This window comes from Roseibium sp. MMSF_3412, from assembly GCF_030733265.1.
Taxonomy (GTDB): Bacteria; Pseudomonadota; Alphaproteobacteria; order Rhizobiales; family Stappiaceae; genus Roseibium.
In genome coordinates this window covers 1-16,770 of record NZ_JASHJI010000005.1, presented here as the reverse complement: position 1 = coordinate 16,770, position 16,770 = coordinate 1, and the positions used below count along the sequence as shown (strand labels likewise).

Annotated in this window: 17 protein-coding genes; 8 read left to right on the top strand and 9 right to left on the bottom strand. The window is 58.9% G+C overall.

From position 1 onward, the window contains the following. Positions 1 to 19: 19 nt before the first annotated feature. The 3 genes from RBB49_RS10885 to RBB49_RS10875 all read right to left on the bottom strand — a co-directional run bounded on the left by RBB49_RS10885 (position 20) and on the right by RBB49_RS10875 (position 2,872). Positions 20 to 628 (bottom strand): cytochrome P460 family protein, encoded by a 609-nt coding sequence (locus RBB49_RS10885; RefSeq protein ID WP_306142801.1) that lies wholly within the window; start codon positions 626 to 628, stop codon positions 20 to 22. 296 nt (positions 629 to 924) lie between these two features. Next, a complete protein-coding gene (gene rlmN, locus RBB49_RS10880) occupies positions 925 to 2,148 on the bottom strand; it encodes a 23S rRNA (adenine(2503)-C(2))-methyltransferase RlmN (RefSeq protein WP_306142800.1) in 1,224 nt (407 codons plus the stop codon). Between the two features lie 214 nt (positions 2,149 to 2,362). After that, complete coding sequence (locus RBB49_RS10875) at positions 2,363 to 2,872, bottom strand: invasion associated locus B family protein (RefSeq protein WP_306142799.1); 510 nt, start codon at positions 2,870 to 2,872, stop codon at positions 2,363 to 2,365. Between the two features lie 285 nt (positions 2,873 to 3,157). Here RBB49_RS10875 and RBB49_RS10870 point away from each other — a divergent pair, with 285 nt between their 5' ends. Beyond that, positions 3,158 to 3,724 carry a sigma-70 family RNA polymerase sigma factor gene (locus RBB49_RS10870; protein WP_306142798.1) on the top strand — a complete coding sequence of 189 codons (567 nt, stop codon included), beginning with the start codon at positions 3,158 to 3,160 and terminating at the stop codon, positions 3,722 to 3,724. After that, entirely contained in the window at positions 3,714 to 4,439 is a 726-nt protein-coding gene (locus RBB49_RS10865; RefSeq protein ID WP_306142797.1) for a M15 family metallopeptidase, read from the top strand. Before RBB49_RS10870 ends, RBB49_RS10865 begins: the two co-directional genes overlap by 11 nt. Positions 4,440 to 4,452: 13 nt before the next feature. Here RBB49_RS10865 and RBB49_RS10860 read toward each other — a convergent pair whose 3' ends face one another. Further along, positions 4,453 to 5,772 carry a caspase family protein gene (locus tag RBB49_RS10860; RefSeq protein WP_306142796.1) on the bottom strand — a complete coding sequence of 440 codons (1,320 nt, stop codon included), beginning with the start codon at positions 5,770 to 5,772 and terminating at the stop codon, positions 4,453 to 4,455. A 176-nt stretch (positions 5,773 to 5,948) separates the two neighbouring features. Between RBB49_RS10860 and RBB49_RS10855 the strand changes: the two genes are divergently transcribed. Further along, complete coding sequence (locus RBB49_RS10855; protein WP_306142795.1) at positions 5,949 to 7,379, top strand: MFS transporter; 1,431 nt, start codon at positions 5,949 to 5,951, stop codon at positions 7,377 to 7,379. A gap of 43 nt (positions 7,380 to 7,422) precedes the next feature. Here RBB49_RS10855 and RBB49_RS10850 read toward each other — a convergent pair whose 3' ends face one another. After that, a complete protein-coding gene (locus RBB49_RS10850; RefSeq protein ID WP_306142794.1) occupies positions 7,423 to 7,968 on the bottom strand; it encodes an RNA methyltransferase in 546 nt (181 codons plus the stop codon). Between the two features lie 166 nt (positions 7,969 to 8,134). Between RBB49_RS10850 and RBB49_RS10845 the strand changes: the two genes are divergently transcribed. Continuing rightward, on the top strand, positions 8,135 to 9,109 hold the full coding sequence (locus RBB49_RS10845) for an NADPH:quinone oxidoreductase family protein (protein WP_306142793.1): 975 nt from the start codon (positions 8,135 to 8,137) through the stop codon (positions 9,107 to 9,109). Between the two features lie 32 nt (positions 9,110 to 9,141). Further along, positions 9,142 to 10,089, top strand: coding sequence for an aminotransferase class IV (locus tag RBB49_RS10840; RefSeq protein ID WP_306142792.1), 948 nt, complete (start codon positions 9,142 to 9,144; stop codon positions 10,087 to 10,089). A 13-nt stretch (positions 10,090 to 10,102) separates the two neighbouring features. Here the strand turns inward: RBB49_RS10840 and xth are convergent, their stop codons facing one another. Beyond that, the gene (xth, locus tag RBB49_RS10835; protein WP_306142791.1) at positions 10,103 to 10,912 is read right to left on the bottom strand and encodes an exodeoxyribonuclease III; all 810 of its coding nucleotides are present in this window, start codon (positions 10,910 to 10,912) and stop codon (positions 10,103 to 10,105) included. 599 nt (positions 10,913 to 11,511) lie between these two features. On the opposite strand from xth, the gene RBB49_RS10830 reads away from it, so the two are divergent. Continuing rightward, positions 11,512 to 12,714, top strand: coding sequence for a porin (locus RBB49_RS10830; protein WP_306142790.1), 1,203 nt, complete (start codon positions 11,512 to 11,514; stop codon positions 12,712 to 12,714). Positions 12,715 to 12,860: 146 nt separating this feature from the next. Here RBB49_RS10830 and RBB49_RS10825 read toward each other — a convergent pair whose 3' ends face one another. Continuing rightward, the gene (locus tag RBB49_RS10825; RefSeq protein WP_306142789.1) at positions 12,861 to 13,421 is read right to left on the bottom strand and encodes a TetR/AcrR family transcriptional regulator; all 561 of its coding nucleotides are present in this window, start codon (positions 13,419 to 13,421) and stop codon (positions 12,861 to 12,863) included. Between the two features lie 457 nt (positions 13,422 to 13,878). Here RBB49_RS10825 and RBB49_RS10820 point away from each other — a divergent pair, with 457 nt between their 5' ends. Continuing rightward, positions 13,879 to 14,613 carry a GH25 family lysozyme gene (locus RBB49_RS10820; protein WP_306142788.1) on the top strand — a complete coding sequence of 245 codons (735 nt, stop codon included), beginning with the start codon at positions 13,879 to 13,881 and terminating at the stop codon, positions 14,611 to 14,613. A gap of 41 nt (positions 14,614 to 14,654) precedes the next feature. Here the strand turns inward: RBB49_RS10820 and RBB49_RS10815 are convergent, their stop codons facing one another. After that, entirely contained in the window at positions 14,655 to 15,146 is a 492-nt protein-coding gene (locus RBB49_RS10815) for a hypothetical protein (protein WP_306142787.1), read from the bottom strand. 208 nt (positions 15,147 to 15,354) lie between these two features. Between RBB49_RS10815 and RBB49_RS10810 the strand changes: the two genes are divergently transcribed. Next, positions 15,355 to 15,771 (top strand): SH3 domain-containing protein, encoded by a 417-nt coding sequence (locus RBB49_RS10810; RefSeq protein WP_306142786.1) that lies wholly within the window; start codon positions 15,355 to 15,357, stop codon positions 15,769 to 15,771. 10 nt (positions 15,772 to 15,781) lie between these two features. On the opposite strand, the gene RBB49_RS10805 is transcribed toward RBB49_RS10810, so the two are convergent. Further along, positions 15,782 to 16,318 carry a CAP domain-containing protein gene (locus tag RBB49_RS10805; protein ID WP_336623416.1) on the bottom strand — a complete coding sequence of 179 codons (537 nt, stop codon included), beginning with the start codon at positions 16,316 to 16,318 and terminating at the stop codon, positions 15,782 to 15,784. Positions 16,319 to 16,770: the final 452 nt, after the last annotated feature.

Genomic DNA, 16,770 nt, shown 5'->3' with positions numbered 1-16,770 from the left:
GGCGACACATCCATATCTGCTATTGGATCCGGTATTCCTCAGGCACGAAGAACGTGAAGTCCCGCTCGGCCACACCCAGGTGGCAATCGTGGCAATAGGCCATGAGGTGGGGATTGTCTCCGGTCGTGTCGCCGAAGATCGATCCGTCCGGTATCACCATGAAGTAGCGCCAGTCGGCGGTCTCCGGGTTTGTGCCGGCGGGCAATTTTTCCATTCCGAACATGGCTCCCGGGAAAACTCGGCCGTCACCGGTAACGGTGATGCTGTCCTTCGCCAGAACCGAGCCGACCGGCAGCTTTTCACCTTCTTTCAACACCGCGTAGTTGACCGCAATGGCGTTGGCATAATTGTTGACATAGCGCTGGCCATGGGTCGCGGAGACAAAGGGGGCGTCGTTGAAGATCTCCCAGGACTGGTAGTTCCCGATTTCATCCAGTTCCGATGCCGCGTAGAGCCCGGCCATACGGGTCTTCAGGTCATCGTAGATGCGGCGAGCCTCTTCCTTGGTCAGTTCGGCCGGGTCCTCGATCGCGATGTGACTGTCGGACGGCTCCGATTGCGCCAGCGCGTCCACGAGAACCGCAGACAGAATTAGCAGGGCCACAAAAATCAAAACGGTTTTGCTCATAATGCACTTCCTTCGCAAAAATCGGCTTCAGGGCCTGTGCAGGTGAAGTGGTCGCTGCCAATGGTAATACAAGCTTCCGGTAAAGACTTTTAAGAAACGAGTTACTTCACTGCCTTGTGTGTCGTCGTTATCGGCTCCGTGCGCTTTCGGGAGCGTCGTGGCATGGCTGACGCCAGTTGACCGTCTTTTCCGGGGTGGGCAGTGATCGGTAAAACTACCATGGCACGCCGCGGAGAGATTGAAGAAGCCCTCCGGCAACTCCATTTCGGGAACATCAGACAGATGTTGCGGACTGATCAGGACGCAGCGAGCGCTTCACGGTCTTTCTTGCGCATGCGCTCGGACGCCGACTTGAGCTGCCCGCACGCGGCAAAGATGTCGCGGCCACGCGGTGTGCGAATGGGCGAAGCATATCCGGCCCGATTGACGATGTCCGCGAATTCCTCGATCCGCTCCCAGTCCGAGCATTCATATTCGGAGCCCGGCCAGGGATTGAACGGGATGAGATTGATCTTGGCCGGAATGCCCTTGAGCAAGCGCACAAGGTCCAGGGCGTCCTGGTTGCTGTCGTTGACGCCCTTCAGCATCACATATTCAAACGTGATCCGCTTGGCGTTTGAAAGCCCCGGATAATTGCGGCAGGCGTCAAGCAGTGCCTCGATGTTCCACTTCTTGTTGATCGGAACCAGAACGTCGCGAAGATCGTCGCGGACGGCATGGAGCGAGATCGCCAGCATGCAGCCTATTTCGTCTCCGGTGCGGAAAATTTCCGGCACGACACCTGATGTCGACAAGGTGATGCGGCGCTTGGAGAGCGACAGGCCATCGCCGTCGGAGGCGATCAGAAGCGCCTTCTTGACGTTGTCGAAATTGTAGAGCGGTTCGCCCATGCCCATCATGACGATATTGGACACAAGGCGGCCCTCGCTCGGGACGATGGCACCTTGCGGCGTGTCGGCATCGGGAAAGTCGCCAAGACGGTCACGCGCCATGAGCACCTGTGACAGAATTTCCTCTGAGGTGAGGTTGCGGACCAGCTTCTGCGTTCCGGTGTGGCAGAAGGTGCATGTCAGTGTGCAGCCGACCTGCGACGAAACGCAAAGCGTGCCGCGCCCCTCTTCGGGAATGTAAACAGTTTCAACCTCGACCGGACGGCCGGCACCGCGTGGCGGGAACCGAAAAAGCCATTTGCGGGTGCCATCGACCGAGATCTGCTCGGAAACGATCTCCGGGCGGGCGATGGTGAAGGCCTCGTCCAGTTGCCGGCGCAGGTCCTTGGCTATGTTCGTCATCTCGGAAAAGTCGGAGACGCCGCGCACATAAAGCCAGTGCCAGAGCTGGGAGGCGCGCATGCGCCACTGTTTCTGCGGCACGCCGATCGTGCCGAGCGCTTCGCCGAGTTCCTCGCGTGAAAGACCCACAAGCGTCGGTTTTTCTTCTCCGGATATGGTTTGTGCTGCCGTTGCAGTCACCGTTGGCGCGTTCGGATTATCCCGCGCGATGTCGAGCGTGAGTGCCATGTTGTGGTCCGTTTCGTGTCCGGCGCTCTTCAATGCGATGCTTCACGCAGCCGCGGCAGCCGGACCGCCTGCATCGGCAGGCCCTGTTTTGAAAGCTTCCAAAACCACATATGAGCTGAAAAATCAAGGTGCCAGGCAATCCCGGGCGCGTGCAATGACGGCACCCGGCCGGATGGCTCCGGCCGAGGCAGTTCCGAAACGGAAAGTCGCTTTTTTAGCGGCAGGCCTGTGCAGCCGTATCAATGGCTGCGGTGACGCCGGACAGCGAAAACTTGTAGGTCGTCCGGGTTCCGCGGCTCGATTCACCGTTCACCGTCATTTCGCGGCCCGCCTTCATCGCGGCAACGAGCTGGGTTTCGGTCGCTGCGTTTTCGACCCAGGCTCCGTCGTTGTTGGTGAAAAGCGTAAAGGCCTTTCCGTCAACGTCGACGTTGACGGAGGATTTGTCCTTGAACGGATATCCGACCACGAGGCTCGGTTCGGAAGAGACGCCTTCCGCAGGGCGCGACGTCACGAAGAAAAAGACCTCACCGTGATTCCGGTCACCCGGCAGCATGGTTGTCGGCTTCGTGAGCGCGTAGCAGACCTTGCCGCCACCGCTTGGCGTCGTATAAGCCGCCCAGTCCTTGTGTTGCTTCAAAAGCGTCGGGGTCTGCGCGAAAGCTGCTGCACTTGAAACGGCCAGGCCTGCGAGGGCCAGTACCAGCGATTTTGCTTTCATCATCTCCACACCATCTGGCTATGAGTTTTCGTCAAATTTGATGCAATTGCCGTCTGTCTTATAAACCTAGCTTTAATGATAACTTAAAGCTGGTTACGAAAGGGTTGAAGCCTTGGCCAGGCAATTGCGGGTTTTTGACGTTCCTGCCGTTTGAATTCGATTATTCCTGTTTCCCCTATTGGCTCTTGCGGTTAAACGCGGCAACAGTGTGGCAGAAACGCCTGAACCCTCTTTCGAAAAGTTTCGAACCTGCTAAAGAATAGGGTCGGACAGGGAGCATGACAGCTTTTGGTGCAAGCGCAGTATTTTTCCGAACTGATCGTGAAGGTCGCGGCTGACCGCGACAAGAACGCTTTTGTTGAATTGTTTGATCATTTCGCTCCGCGACTGAAGGGCTATCTGATGAAGCAAGGCGCGGACGCGGCGGTGGCGGAAGAAATTGCGCAGGACGTCATGGTGACGCTCTGGCGCAAGGCCGATCTATTCGATCCAAGGAAATCGTCCGCAAGCACCTGGCTGTTTCGCGTGGCGCGCAATCGGCGCATCGACCGTCTGCGGCGGCAAAAGACCGCTGACCTGGATCCGGAAGAACCCGCGCTTCAGCCGGCACCGCTCCCCGACGTTTCGGAAGAGATGGACGCCCGGCTGCGCGAAGAGCGCGTGAGGGCCGCAATCACCAAGCTCCCCGAAGAGCAGATGGAAGTTGTCAGGCTGGCGTTTTTCCTCGGCCAGTCCCACAGCGAGATTTCCGAGACGACCGGACTGCCGCTTGGAACGGTGAAGTCGCGTATACGTCTTGCCTTCGGCAGGCTGCGTCAGCTGATCGAAGCCGACGAGGCGGTCGATGTGGATTAGGCAGGCGTGCGCAGCTCTCGCTGTCTCGCTGCTTTTCGGTGTTCCGAGCCGGGCCGGTTCTCTTCCCGACGGGTTTGTCTATCTCAAGGACTACGTTCCCGATATCCGCCAGGAAATCCGGTATGCGGGCCGGAAAAATTTCATGCGCAAACGGTTGCCGGGATACAATGCCGGTGAATGTGTTCTGACCGAAGCTGCTGCAAAAGCGCTCGGCAAGGTGCAGAACACGGCTGTCAGCAAGGGATATTCTCTTGTGGTGTTCGACTGCTACCGGCCGCAAAGTGCCGTGGACGCGATGGTTGCCTGGGTCGCAGCGGGCAAGGGGACCGATCCGGCCTACTTTCCGAATGTCTCGAGATCACAACTGATTCGTCAGGGCTATATCGGTGCCAGGAGCAGTCATGCGCGCGGCTCGACAGTCGATGTGGGTCTCGATTCCCTTGCTTCTGCACGGCCGCCAAGCGAAGCCAACCGTGTCTGCGCACGAAGCGACAGGGGGACGATCGATTTCGGAACGCCGTTTGACTGTTTTGACCCGGCAAGCCGAACCGATTCCGACGCGGTTTCAAAGACGGCGCAGGCTTACCGCCGGGACCTCGTCGCGCTCATGCGCAAAGGTGGATTTCGCAACTACCCGGGTGAGTGGTGGCACTTTACCTTGACGAAAGAGCCGTTTCCCGGCCGTTCGTTCAATTTTGCCATCGACAGGAGATAATCCCGTCCGCGCATCAGTCAGCGAATACGGGAACAAATTCCGAAACGGCGGTGTCGGTATACCTGGAACCGGGAAAAACGCTTTCGATCTGCAACTCAAGCCAGGTCGCCTCGACCGGTTGCGCAAAGCTGAAGCTGCTTGCCCGCATGGTGTCCGGCAGCGATATGATCTGGCTGTCTCCGCTTGAAAGCGTCACCCTGGCGGTTCGGACCCTTGCATTCTTGCCGAAGATGTCGCGGTTTTTTGTGTAACCGTTGACGATTTCAAACCCGGCGAGTTGCCGCGGCCGGTCGAAGGCAAGCACGATCCGTTCCCCCGATCCGGTGCCCGAAACGCCCTCGACCCACGCAGTTGCCAGGTTGCCGTCAAAAAGATTGTTGGGACCGTAGCGGTTGCCATATTGCGGATCCAGGATCGAGCTAGCGCAAACGTCGAGAGAACCGCCGGAAACGGACGCGGAAACGCAGTGCTTGCCGGCAAATCTGGGCACCGGTCTGTGGGTGGTTTCGGGAGTGCTGGGCGCGAGTGCGGCGACCTTCGGCTGTGTTGGCGGAGCCGCGCCGGATCCCGACTTTCCGCCAAAGTAAAACTCACCGATCAATGCCTCGTTCAACCAGGGAAGCTGGCGCTCACCCGTTGACACGTAGACGCTTTCGCGCACCTTGCCCATCAGGTGGCGCACCTCAAGGTCCGGCGTGTCGATCAAACGGGCGAGTGCCTCGGTGAACGGACTGTTGTTTCCGCTGCCATCGAGCGCGACATCGCCAGGTGCGGTCGCGAAGGCGATCATCATGCCGGCAGCGTTGGCTTCCAGGCGCGCGAGCCCGTTTGAGGTTCCCCTGGACAGGGAGCGCGGGAGGGGATTGTTCCGGCAGGCATCGAAGAAGACCAGCTTCAGCCGTGCACCGGAAATCTCCATGATCTCGAGAAGGTCGTTTGCCTTGATCGCCTGGCCGGGAAGATCCGTGGAAGCAATGATGTCGGCGTCGACGGGAAGCAGCCAATTGCGTCCGTTCACCTGAACACCGTGCCCGGCATAATAGACAAGCGCGACGTCTGCGCCCTGGGCCTTGCGTCCGAACTCGGTGAGGGCCGCGGCAAAAGCGGCCTTGTCCCCGTCAATGAGACGAACGACATCAAAGCCCAGTCCCGACAGCTTGCTGCTCATGAGATGGGCATCGTTCGGAGGATTGCGCAGCGTCGACATTGTCCGGTAGGCGCCGTTTCCAATGATAAGCGCAACCTTGTCCGACGACGCCTGCGCTGCGCCGAACGGCAGGAAAAAAAGCAAAAGACACAGTGTCCGCAAGAGATGTTTGAAACGAATAATCATCGATGTCCCCCGGCAATCCATCCAAGAAAACCGCCCGTTGCCGCCAAATGCAAGACTTTGCGCCTGTGTGTGGCCGCAGAATGCTCAAAAACAGCTCTTGACCTCAACTTAGGTTGAGCCACTAGCTAGGGGCGGCATTGAGCGAAATCCTGTTCTCAAAAAGAGATAAACCACTCATGACAGCCACATTCGAGCAATCCGGGGAAGCCCGGTGGAGCGATGTTCTCTGGGGTGTGCATGCCCCTGTTTCGGCCGTTCTGGCGGGCGGAATCATTCTGCATGCGATCAATATCAACATATCGGCGACCATGCTGCCGACGATCGTTGCCGAGATCGGAGGGCAGGGCCTTTACGCCTGGAATGCCACCTTGTTCACGCTGGCCGCGATCCTGAGCGCGGCAGTAACCGGCAAGATCCTGAACCGGATGGACGTGAAACGTTCCTTTGCCCTTTCCGGCGCCGTGTTCGCCCTGGGCAGCCTGGTCACGGCCTTGGCTCCGGACATGCCCGTGATGCTGATCGGACGCTCGGTACAGGGCGCGGGCGGCGGCATGATGTTCACTCTCTGCTACGCAATGGTTGTCTTTGCCTATCCGGAGCGTCTGTGGTCGCGTGCCGTGGCGCTTCTGTCCGGAACCTGGGGCATCGCCATGCTGTTCGGGCCCGCAGTCGGCGGCATGTTTGCCGAGTATGACATCTGGCGCGGCGGCTTTGCCGCGCTGATCCCGGTGACGGCCGTCTATTCGTTGATTGCCTGGCGCTTGTTGCCAACCGTTGGCGATACGCTGCCGCAGGCCGGACCTATTGCCTTTGGCCAGCTGGCGTTGCTAGCCGGAGCCGTCCTGGCGGTTTCGACCGGATCGCTCGCTGACACGGTCGCCGGTGCCGGCGTTGGTGTTCTGGTGTCCATTGTCCTGGTGCTCATCCTGATGCGCCGCGAAAACAGCTCCGATATCCGGCTGTTTCCAAGCGGAGCAATGAAAAGCGGAACGCCGTTGTTCCTGTCGTTCGCCGTGATGTCGCTGCTCATCTTCTGCGTGAATGCCGAGTTCTTCATGCCGTTCTACCTGCAGCGCCTGCACGGGCTGTCACCGCTCCTGGCCGGCTATATCGCTGCCCTGATATCCATCGGCTGGTCCTGTGCCGAAGTCTATTCCGCGCGATTTACCGGGAAAACCATGCATCGTGTGGTATTCGCGGGTCCGGCGGTTCTGCTCGCAGGGACACTTGTACTGGCCGTCGCGACGCCAGCCTATGCCGCCACCGGGGCAGGATTGGCCGGGCTGCTTTCGCTCGCGCTCATCGTGGTGGGCGCAGGCATCGGTCTGAGCTGGCCCCACCTGAACACCTTTGCGCTTCAATTCACCGATCCGTCGGAAAAGGAGAACGCGGCGTCCGCTCTGTCGACGATCCAGATGTTCGCCGTGTCGTTCGGGACGGCCGTTGCGGGACTGGTCGCCAATCAGACGGGATTCAACACCCGCAACGATATCGACGCGACGGCGAATTCGTCCGCCTGGCTGTTCCTGACCTTTTCGATGATGGCGGTGCTTGCCTGGATTGCGAGCCGTTCGTTGATTGCAAAGCTGAAGACAGCCGGCAAATAACCTGTGAACCCAGCGGCGAGGGCAGATGCCGTTGCGGCCTGGGTCAGGTGCCCGGTACCTTGCGTCCCTTGCGCATGACGGGGCCACCGCTCACATGCTTGGGGCGCTTGCTTGTCGGGGCTCCGGAAGAGACCGGACGTTCCGCGTAGCGTCCGAGTGCGCGGTGGCGGTCATACATGACGATCGCGCCGGCCATGGCGACGTTCACGCAGAACTTGGTCGGGATGCGAACCACGTGGTCGCACCGCTCCAGCATCTCAGGGGAGAGAGACCCCCGCTCCGGGCCCAGAACATAGGCTGCCTGGAGCGGATGGCCGAAACTGGGCAGGTCAATGGCTTCGTCGGTCAGTTCGATGCCGACAAGCTGGCAGCCGCGCGGCAGGTCCATCGTGTCGACACTGTCCCAGGTGAAGACCGGCAGGTGCCCCGGGCTCTTGGACGTATCGGACGGGGGGGCAGACCGGATTTTCTGATCCGCATCGACGGTGAAAAAGAAGTTCGCGCCGAAGGCGTGGGCCGATCTCATCAGGGTGCCCAGATTCATGCGTTTTGATAGTCCTTCCGCTCCAATTGCAAAGTATCCGCGCATCGATTCGTCCCGTTTGTCCACGTGCGAGCCTCTTAGCGGAAAGCGGGCCGGTTTTGAACCGGTTGCTTATCCGGAATGCCTATAGGTGCCGCGGACAGGACTTGCTAACGTGGCGACGTGCCGGCGAAGCGGCACCCGTTTGCGTTCCCTATCTTCAGAGGTTCTCTTGAAAGCCTGTCTGTGCAAATCATTCGGTCCGCCCTCCAGCCTTGTGATCGAGCAAATCGACGAACCGGTCCCCGGTCCGGGGGAGATTGTTGTCAAGGTGGAGGCGTGCGCCCTCAATTTTTTCGACACGCTGATCATCAGAGGCAAATACCAGTTCAAGCCGGACTTTCCCTTCTCGCCAAGTGCGGAGTTTGCGGGATTTGTCGAAACGGTTGGCCCTGGCGTTACCGATGTCACGGTGGGGGACCGGGTCATGGGCTACATGAAATGGGGTGCAGCGCGTGAGAAGGTGCTGGTGCGCTCACAGGAGGTGATCCAGATTCCCGATGGCGTTTCCTTCGACACTGCCGCCGGCCTGGCGGTGACTTACGGGACGACGCTTCACGCCTACAAGGATCGTGCGGATCTCCAGCCGGGTGAGACGGTTGCCGTGCTCGGTGCCTCCGGCGGGGTCGGTCAGGCTGCGGTGGAAATTGCATCCGTCATGGGCGCAAGGGTCATCGCCTGCGCCTCGTCGGAAGACAAGCTTGCCTTCGCCCGTTCGCTGGGTGCGGAGCTGACCCTCGACTATTCGAAGGAACCGCTCAAGGAGCGGCTCAAGGAACTCACCGGCGGTGCTGGCGCCGATGTGGTCTATGACCCGGTCGGCGGAGCGCATTCCGAACAGGCGCTCCGGGCGACGGCCTGGGAAGGCCGCTTCCTGGTAATCGGTTTCGCCGCCGGAGACATTCCGAAGATACCGCTCAATATCGTCATGCTGAAAGGGGTCGACGTGCTCGGCGTTTTCTGGGGGGCCGCGGTGGAACGTGCCCCTGAAGGCCATCGGGCGAACATGACGCGCCTCTTGAACTGGGTCCAGGAAGGGCGTTTGAAGCCCCATGTCCACGGCGTTTATCCGTTGGAGGAAATCGCGGTTGCTCTGGATGAGATCGCCGCGCGCAAGGTGCGGGGCAAGGTGATCCTGAAGCCTTAGGTCATACCCGAAAAGAAGGATGCGACGTTGCCATGACCACGGTTCCGACGGATATGCGGCCGCGTAACGCAGGGGCGAACCTCAAGACGGGCGCAGCCTGGATGCGCGGCAGGGTCATGCCGATTGGAGAGGCTGCGATCCCGCTCAATGACTGGGGCCTTATCCATTCCGACATCACCTATGATGTCGTGCCTGTCTGGGACGGCGCGTTCTTCAGGCTCGGGCTTTACGTCGAGCGGTTTTTCCGGTCGATGGAAAGCCTTCGCCTCGATCCCGGCATGAGCGAAGCGGCGGTGAAAACCGTGCTGCACGATCTGGTGTCTGCCACAGGTCTGCGGCGGGCCTATGTCGCGATGGTTACCTCACGCGGTGTCAATGCCGTCCCCGGATCGCGCGATCCAAGGGATTGCAGGAACCACTTCTTTGCCTGGTGCGTGCCCTATATTCACGTCATCCGGCCGGATATCGCGCAATCAGGCGCGTCGGTTCATGTGGCACGGACCGTGACGCGCATTCCCGCATCCAGTGTCGATCCAAGAGTGAAGAACTATCACTGGGGCGATTTCACGCAGGGCCTGTTCGAGGCGAAGGACGCCGGTGCGGAGACCGTGCTTTTGCTCGATCAGCAGGGGAATGTCACGGAAGGCCCAGGTTTCAACGTGTTCTCGATCAAGAACAAGCATCTGGTGACGCCGGCCGCCGGTGTTCTGGAGGGCATCAGCCGGCAAACCGTGCTGGAAATCGGCGCGGAGCTGGGTCTGGTGACCGAGACGAGAACGCTGCCGCTTGAAGAATTGCTCCAGAGTGACGAGGTTCTGATCTCGACTTCCGGTGGCGGTGTTGCGCCGATCACGCAGATCGATGACCGCCTGTTTTCAAACGGGTCTCCGGGCGAACTGACGACAGCCATAAAGGAACGCTATTTCGAATGGGCCGGCAGTCCGGCATATCGCACCGAAATCGACTATGAAGGCGCGTGACAGAAATGCAGACCTATGCTTCGAAAACGGCGACCACGGGCGCATGATCAGACGGCTTTTCCCAGCCGCGCGCTTCGCGGATCACCGACGTCGACTTGACATGCGCTGCAAGCGGGCTTGAGACCCAGACATGGTCGAGCCTGCGTCCCTTGTCCGCCTTGGACCAGTCCTTTGCCCGGTAGCTCCACCAAGTGTAGAGCTTTTCTTCCAGAGGCGTGAACTGGCGCATTGCGTCGAGCCAGCCGCCCTCTTCACGCACCTTCTCGAAGAGTTCCGTCTCGACAGGCGTGTGCGATACAACCCTTAGCAGCTGCTTGTGCGACCAGACATCGTGCTCATAGGGCGCAACGTTCAGATCACCGACAAGCACGGCCGGACGGTCTGTTTCCGGTCCTTTCAGCCAGCCTTTCATCTCGTTCATGAAATCGAGTTTGTGAGCGAATTTCGGGTTGACCTTGCGGTCCGGTTCATCGCCACCTGCCGGAACGTAGAAATTGTGCAGGCGCAGGCTTGAGCCGTTGAACGGAATGTCGGCGGCAACGTGCCGGCTGTCGCCGACGTCGCAGAAATCCCGTTTCTCGACGTTGCTTAGGGGGCGCCGCGACAGCGTTGCGACGCCGTGATAACCCTTCTGACCGTTGATGGCGATGTGTTCGTAGCCTGCCTTGCGTATGGCGTTTTCAGGAAAATTGGCATCCGGACACTTGGTCTCCTGAAGGCAGATGACGTCGGGAGCGACTTCGTCGATCAGCTTCTCGACAATCGGCATGCGCAATCGCACGGAATTGATGTTCCAGGTTACGAGCTTGAGCCGATCTTTCATCGTCAGGTTTCCGCTTCAGTTGATTTTCGCACAGTCATAAGGATTCGAGCGGCGAGCGCAACAGGCCGCATCACAAGTCCGTGCCCTCACATTGCGATGCGGCCGGTGCGTCCCCACTTCGAACCATACGATCCGCAGAATTCTGCGATTTCGACGTGTTTTCGTATAGATTTCTAGACAAATGGACAAAAAGACAATTTGACAAAATTGTTATTTGAGTCCATTTTGCAGGTGCGAGATGATGGTCTCCCAGAGGTTGTCGAAAGACCCGCCTCCAAAAACACGTCAATAAAGCTTAAGCGCCAAACAGTATAGATGAAGTAAAACTCTGCGCCGAGGGAAACGGTTGCGGAGCCGTCTTTGTTGTTAATTATTCTTTAAAATCAATATGTTGCAAAAAAGTGACTCTGTTTTTCAATCTGCGGTCGAATTCGAAAATGGTCTTGAGGTGAATCAGAAAAAATGATTTCAGTGCAGTCGAGCAGGCGAGTTACTGAACCAATGTTCTGTGAGCGTGGTCAGTAAACCGAAAAGTGGAAAAAATTTGGGGTTTTCACTTCGAGGTATTTGCTTGTGATCGAAAAAACTTGGAGATTACTATGAAACTTAAGGGCTTGATGCTCGGCGTGGCAGCTGCTGCTACCGCTACCACCGCTCAGGCGGCCGATCTTCCGGTTGCTCCGGAGCCGGTCGACTACGTTCGCGTCTGTGACGCTTACGGTTCACGCTTCTACTACATCCCGGGCACTGAAACCTGCCTGCGCGTCGGTGGCCGTCTGCGTACGCAGTTCGTTGTCAACAACGTTCTGGAAGACGGTGAATGGTCCGATCGTGACTCCGACGGCTATGACTGGCTGACACGCGGTTACGCTTACCTCGATGCTCGCAACGCTACCGAATTCGGCACCCTGCGTGCCTATGTTGCACTGCGCATGCAGGTGGAAAACGGCGAGAACGGCTTCAAGCTGGATGCCGGTTACATCCAGTGGGGCGGCCTGACCGCCGGTTACCTCGGCTCCAACTTCAACATCTACACCGGTCAGGCTTTCATCGGTGTCGTCACGCGTGACTGGTCCGACGTGACCACGAACCAGCTTGCTTACACCGCTGCCTTCGGCAACGGCTTCTCCGCAACGCTGGCTCTGGAAGACCGCTCCGACCGTGAAGTTGGCGACTACGGCGGAACGCGTATGCCTGACGTCGTTGCTGCTCTTGGCGTTTCCCAGGGTTGGGGTTCCGCACAGCTCTCCGGTGCCCTGCACCAGGTCTATCCGGACGCTGCCTTCAACAGCACCAACGCTTCCGGCGATGAAGACAGCCTCGGCTGGGCAATCGGTGCCGGTGCGGTTGTGAACCTGCCGTTCGCGAACTCCGGTTCCAACATCTACTTCCAGGGCTTCTACGCTGACGGCGCTCTGTCCTACATCGGTAACGGCATCACCGGCGTGTCCGTCGTCAACAATTCCGGCACGACACTTGGTTCCGTGTCCGACTACGGCGGAAACGGCGACAAGAGCACGGGTTACTCCCTGTCTGCGGGTGTGTACATCCAGGCAACGCCGACCATCGGCGTCGCACTTGACGGTTCCTATGCTCACGTTGACCAGGAAGACTTCATCGGCAACACCGATGCGGATATCGACCGTTGGGCAATCGACGGTTCCGTGCAGTGGGAGCCGGTTTCCGGTTTCGTCCTCGGTGCTGACGTAGGTTATGCCAACACCAGCGCCGACATCACCGGCGAGAACGTCGACGATCTCGACGAACTCCTCTTCGGTGTGCGGATGCAGCGTACGTTCTAGTCCCCGGATTAGAATCTGGCTGAGAAAGATTGACCTCCTCTCAGTCAACAGGCCCGGCAGACTCCAAACTGCCGGGCCCCCCCTTTTTTCCGTTCAGGAAAGCGGGCAGGAGCCCCGGCCAGCCAACGCGGCGAACTCAGTTTGGATCAGGCAACGACGCTGTTTTCGAGCAGCCGTCTGAGTGGCGCGTAAGACCGGCAAATCTGGTCTTTTTCCTCGGTTTTGGTTCTGATCTGATCGAAGCTCATCCTGACGAATTCGCACAGATCCTCGAAATCCACCTGACCCAGAGACAGCTTGTCCCTGAACGGTTCGAGGGCGGTGCCGATGGCCTCGTTGCAAATGCGCATGATGTTCTTTTTCTTTTTCTTGTCGATGCCTTCGAGGATCTGAAGGATCTCCTCGCCGTGCGGCATCTGCAACATCATCTCGCACGGTTTCGCGCTCAGGTGCATGAACGCAATGTCCAGCCGTGCTCCGAGGTCTTCGACATCCGTGCATTCCTGTGAAATCAGGGTTGCCGACTTGCGCACATGGTGCTCGACGGCATCGTAGATGAGTTGTTCCTTGCAATCATAGGCGTTGTAGAGCGTCTGCCGCGCGACACCGGCCGCCGTCGCGATTTCACTCATCGTGGTTTTCTTGACGCCATAGTGCGAAAAAAGTTGAAGAGCTGTCTCAACAATCTTTGTTTCACGCTCGTTCATATATGCCCCCGGATTTTTTCTTTTTTCACTTTTTAGTGTCCGCAGGCAGGTGAGTCCATATGGGGCGCAATTAATGCGTCGTGTTTTTCTGGATGTCTCTAGTTTTTCTGTGTTTTTCCGTGCTTTCCCAAGAGGCGGGCGTACGTATTACTGGTTGCAGTGCAAGAGATTGCATTGATAAATTTGCTGAAAACTGTGCGATGGTCAGGCTCTAGCGCAATGTTAGTCTTAATAACATTGACTTGCTCGCTCACAGCCCCAGATCTGTGAGTATCGGCGCGGATATTATTGAGAACGTGTTTCATCACTGTTTTGCCGGAAGCTGTCGTGAAGGCCACCGCCGTTGCCAATGACTGATCACTTTTGCGCAAAAAGCGACGAACATCCACGCTCCGTTAGGAAATTCCGCGCATTTTGGTCTGTGACAGAAAGTGTTTGTTAACCTGTCGAGGATGCCGTGCTGCCGCAATTCAAGTTATTTGGTTCGTTCTTCGGATTTGTGTTTCTGCTGGCCGCCTGTTCGGCCTATGACTTTCCCGACCTGACACCCGAAGACTACGCCGTTCACGGGATCGACATTTCCCGCTGGCAGGGCGATATCGACTGGGACGAGGTCAAGCGGTCCGGCGTGCAATTCGCCTGGATCAAGGCGACCGAAGGCGGCGACCACGCGGACCCGCGCTTTGCCCAGAACTGGATCGGGGCCCGCAAGGCGGGAGTGCCCAGGGGGGCCTATCATTTCTACTATTTCTGCCGCCCGGTCGAAGAACAGATTTCGTGGGTCAAGGAAGTCGTGCCGAAGGACCCTGAAGCGATCCCGCTGGTGCTGGACATGGAATGGAATGCCCATTCCAAGACCTGTACCAAGCGTCCCGAGCGTTCCAAGATCCTGCGCGACATGAAGGTTTTCCTGGATGAAATGGAGCGGCACTACGGCAAGCGCCCGGTGATCTATTCCTCCGTGGACTTTCACCGGGACAGGCTCGTCGGTGCGCTGAAAGGTGAACAGTTCTGGCTGCGCTCCGTCGCCACCCATCCGAAGAACATTTATGACCAGCGCGATGACTGGGTGTTCTGGCAATATACCGCCGAAGGCCGCATCCCGGGCATCAAAGGTGACGTCGACCGGAACGTGTTTTATGGAACCAAGTCCCAATATCGCGCCTGGCTCAACGGCAGGCTGAACCGCTGAGCCCACCAGGACCTGCAGAACCTTCGAGCTGCGCCAGGCGCTTACCGGATCTTGATCTGGTGGGCGATGTCCTTGCCATTGGTGACGGTGACCTGCTTGAAGCCGATCAACTTGCAGAAATCGAGAAAATTAAGCTCGTGCGGATGATTGGACCGCGCGAAGAGTTCCGTCGACCGGGCGAGGGACGTCAGCGCGGCCAGGAGCGCGCGCAGGCGGTAAAGCGTGTCGTACCGGCCATCGCCGGTCGCAACGATGATCAGCTTTTCAAGGTCGCCGCCCTTGGCGAAAAGATGATATCCGGCCGCGTGGTTCTGCTTTGAATGCTGCGCGGCAAGGCCGATGACAAAGGCAGCGCGCGATCGTTTCCGCGCATCGTTGGCAACCGGCAGCTCGGATATATAGACTTCGTTGGTCTGCGGTTCGGGGTAATAATAGCCGGCGTGTGCATCAAAGGCATTTGCGGCCGGTTGCGCTGCCAGCAGCAGCGCCGCCGCGACAGCCGAAGCTGCCGCAAGTTTTTGAACCCGTTTCATTCTGGCGTGTCCCCCCTTGATCTTGTCCTTGCAGTGAAGCCGAAACGGCGGCGGCTGGGCAAGCACAAAGTCGCGCAAGCCGTGCAGGCCTGCCCAATTCGGATCCGGCGCTATACTTTTGCCATGATGTCTGCCCACATCTTCAACGTGTGTGGGCATTGGCTCCGGGCGATGTGCCTTGGAGAGACGGAAACTGGAGAACAACAAGATGCTGATCCGTTTGCCGCTGGCGCTGTGCGCCGTGGCCATGATGACACTGCCGGCGCTGGCCCAGTCCGGTGGTCCCGCAATTGCCTACACGACCGCGAACCTGAACATGCGTGCCGGCCCGGGCACCAACTATCCGGTTCTGGCAACCGTTCCGCAGGGCGGCGGTGTGACCGTGTTCGGCTGCACGGCCAATTTCTCCTGGTGCGATGCCGCCTTTGCCAATGTGAAGGGATGGGTCTCCGGAAAATACCTGAGTTACGGCGTGCAGGGATCCTATTACGGCCGTCCGATCCCGAGCGCGGGTGTCTATATCGGTGTGCCGCGCTACGGCAGCAACTACCCGATCTACCGGCGTCCGCCTCCCGTTGTGCGCCCCGTCCAGCCGATCTATCCGAGATATCCCAGACGCTACTGAAGACGGCGTGTCAGCTGCCCGGTCTCGGGGCGGCCAGCACGAGCGACCAGAATACCTTGTGCTTCGCAGTCGGCGAATAGGCGGTTGCGATGCCGAGGCGCGTTGCGTCCGGCGTCAGCAGAACCTGGTTGTGCTTGGGGGACTCCCGCCAGCCGGAAAAGGCTTCCGCGAATGTGCGGTATCCACCGCTGACATTTTCAGCCGCCGCCGTCTTCGGCTCGCCGATGGATGACATGCGGCTCGCCAGTTGCTGGTCCGGCGCAAGCGAGGCCTGCACGCTGCCCGCCTTTGCCATTGCCTCGGCCTGCGACTTTGCAATGCCGGTCAGCTGTCCATCGGGCGTGACCGCAGAAAGGCCGTTGTTGATCCGGTACTGGGAGATCATCTGGGCGGCCGTTGCCGCATCCACCTCGCCGTCGGCCCGGGCCAGATCCTTGTAGAAGGGCGGCGTCTGAAACCGTTCGCTCTGACAGCTGGCAAGCGCGAGAACCATAAGGGCGGCAACGGCAAGTGTGGCGGGCCTTGCACCCGATTTTGTCTCGATCACCTGGGGCTCCGGAAAAGGCATGATTCGAATGAGGTTCCAAAGAGATGATGACATCGCAGCAGAATTGCGGCAGGCGCGAAAACACCTGGGGGCAAGGCCTCTGATCTAGCGATCGTCATCCTGAAATGCTCCGGTATCCGGTCCACGGTGCCATTTGGGGAGGTGTCCCGAGCGGAGAGCCATCGGAACGGATTGCAGGGTCACGCCCTCGCGTTGACTTCAGGAGAGCGCGCACTGTCCTCTCGTTCGTCACCCCGGGCGAACAGAGTGAGACCCGGGGCCGGAGAGCCACGCTGTGCTGCGATGAAACTGGGTTCCCCGATCCCGGCTCGCGCTGCGCTTGGCCGGGATGACGAAACCAATGGGTATCCATCATTCCTGACTGACGCCTGACGGATCGGCGACCAAGCAGGTTTCAAACGTTCCACGTCTCTCCATGGCCCGGCCATGGC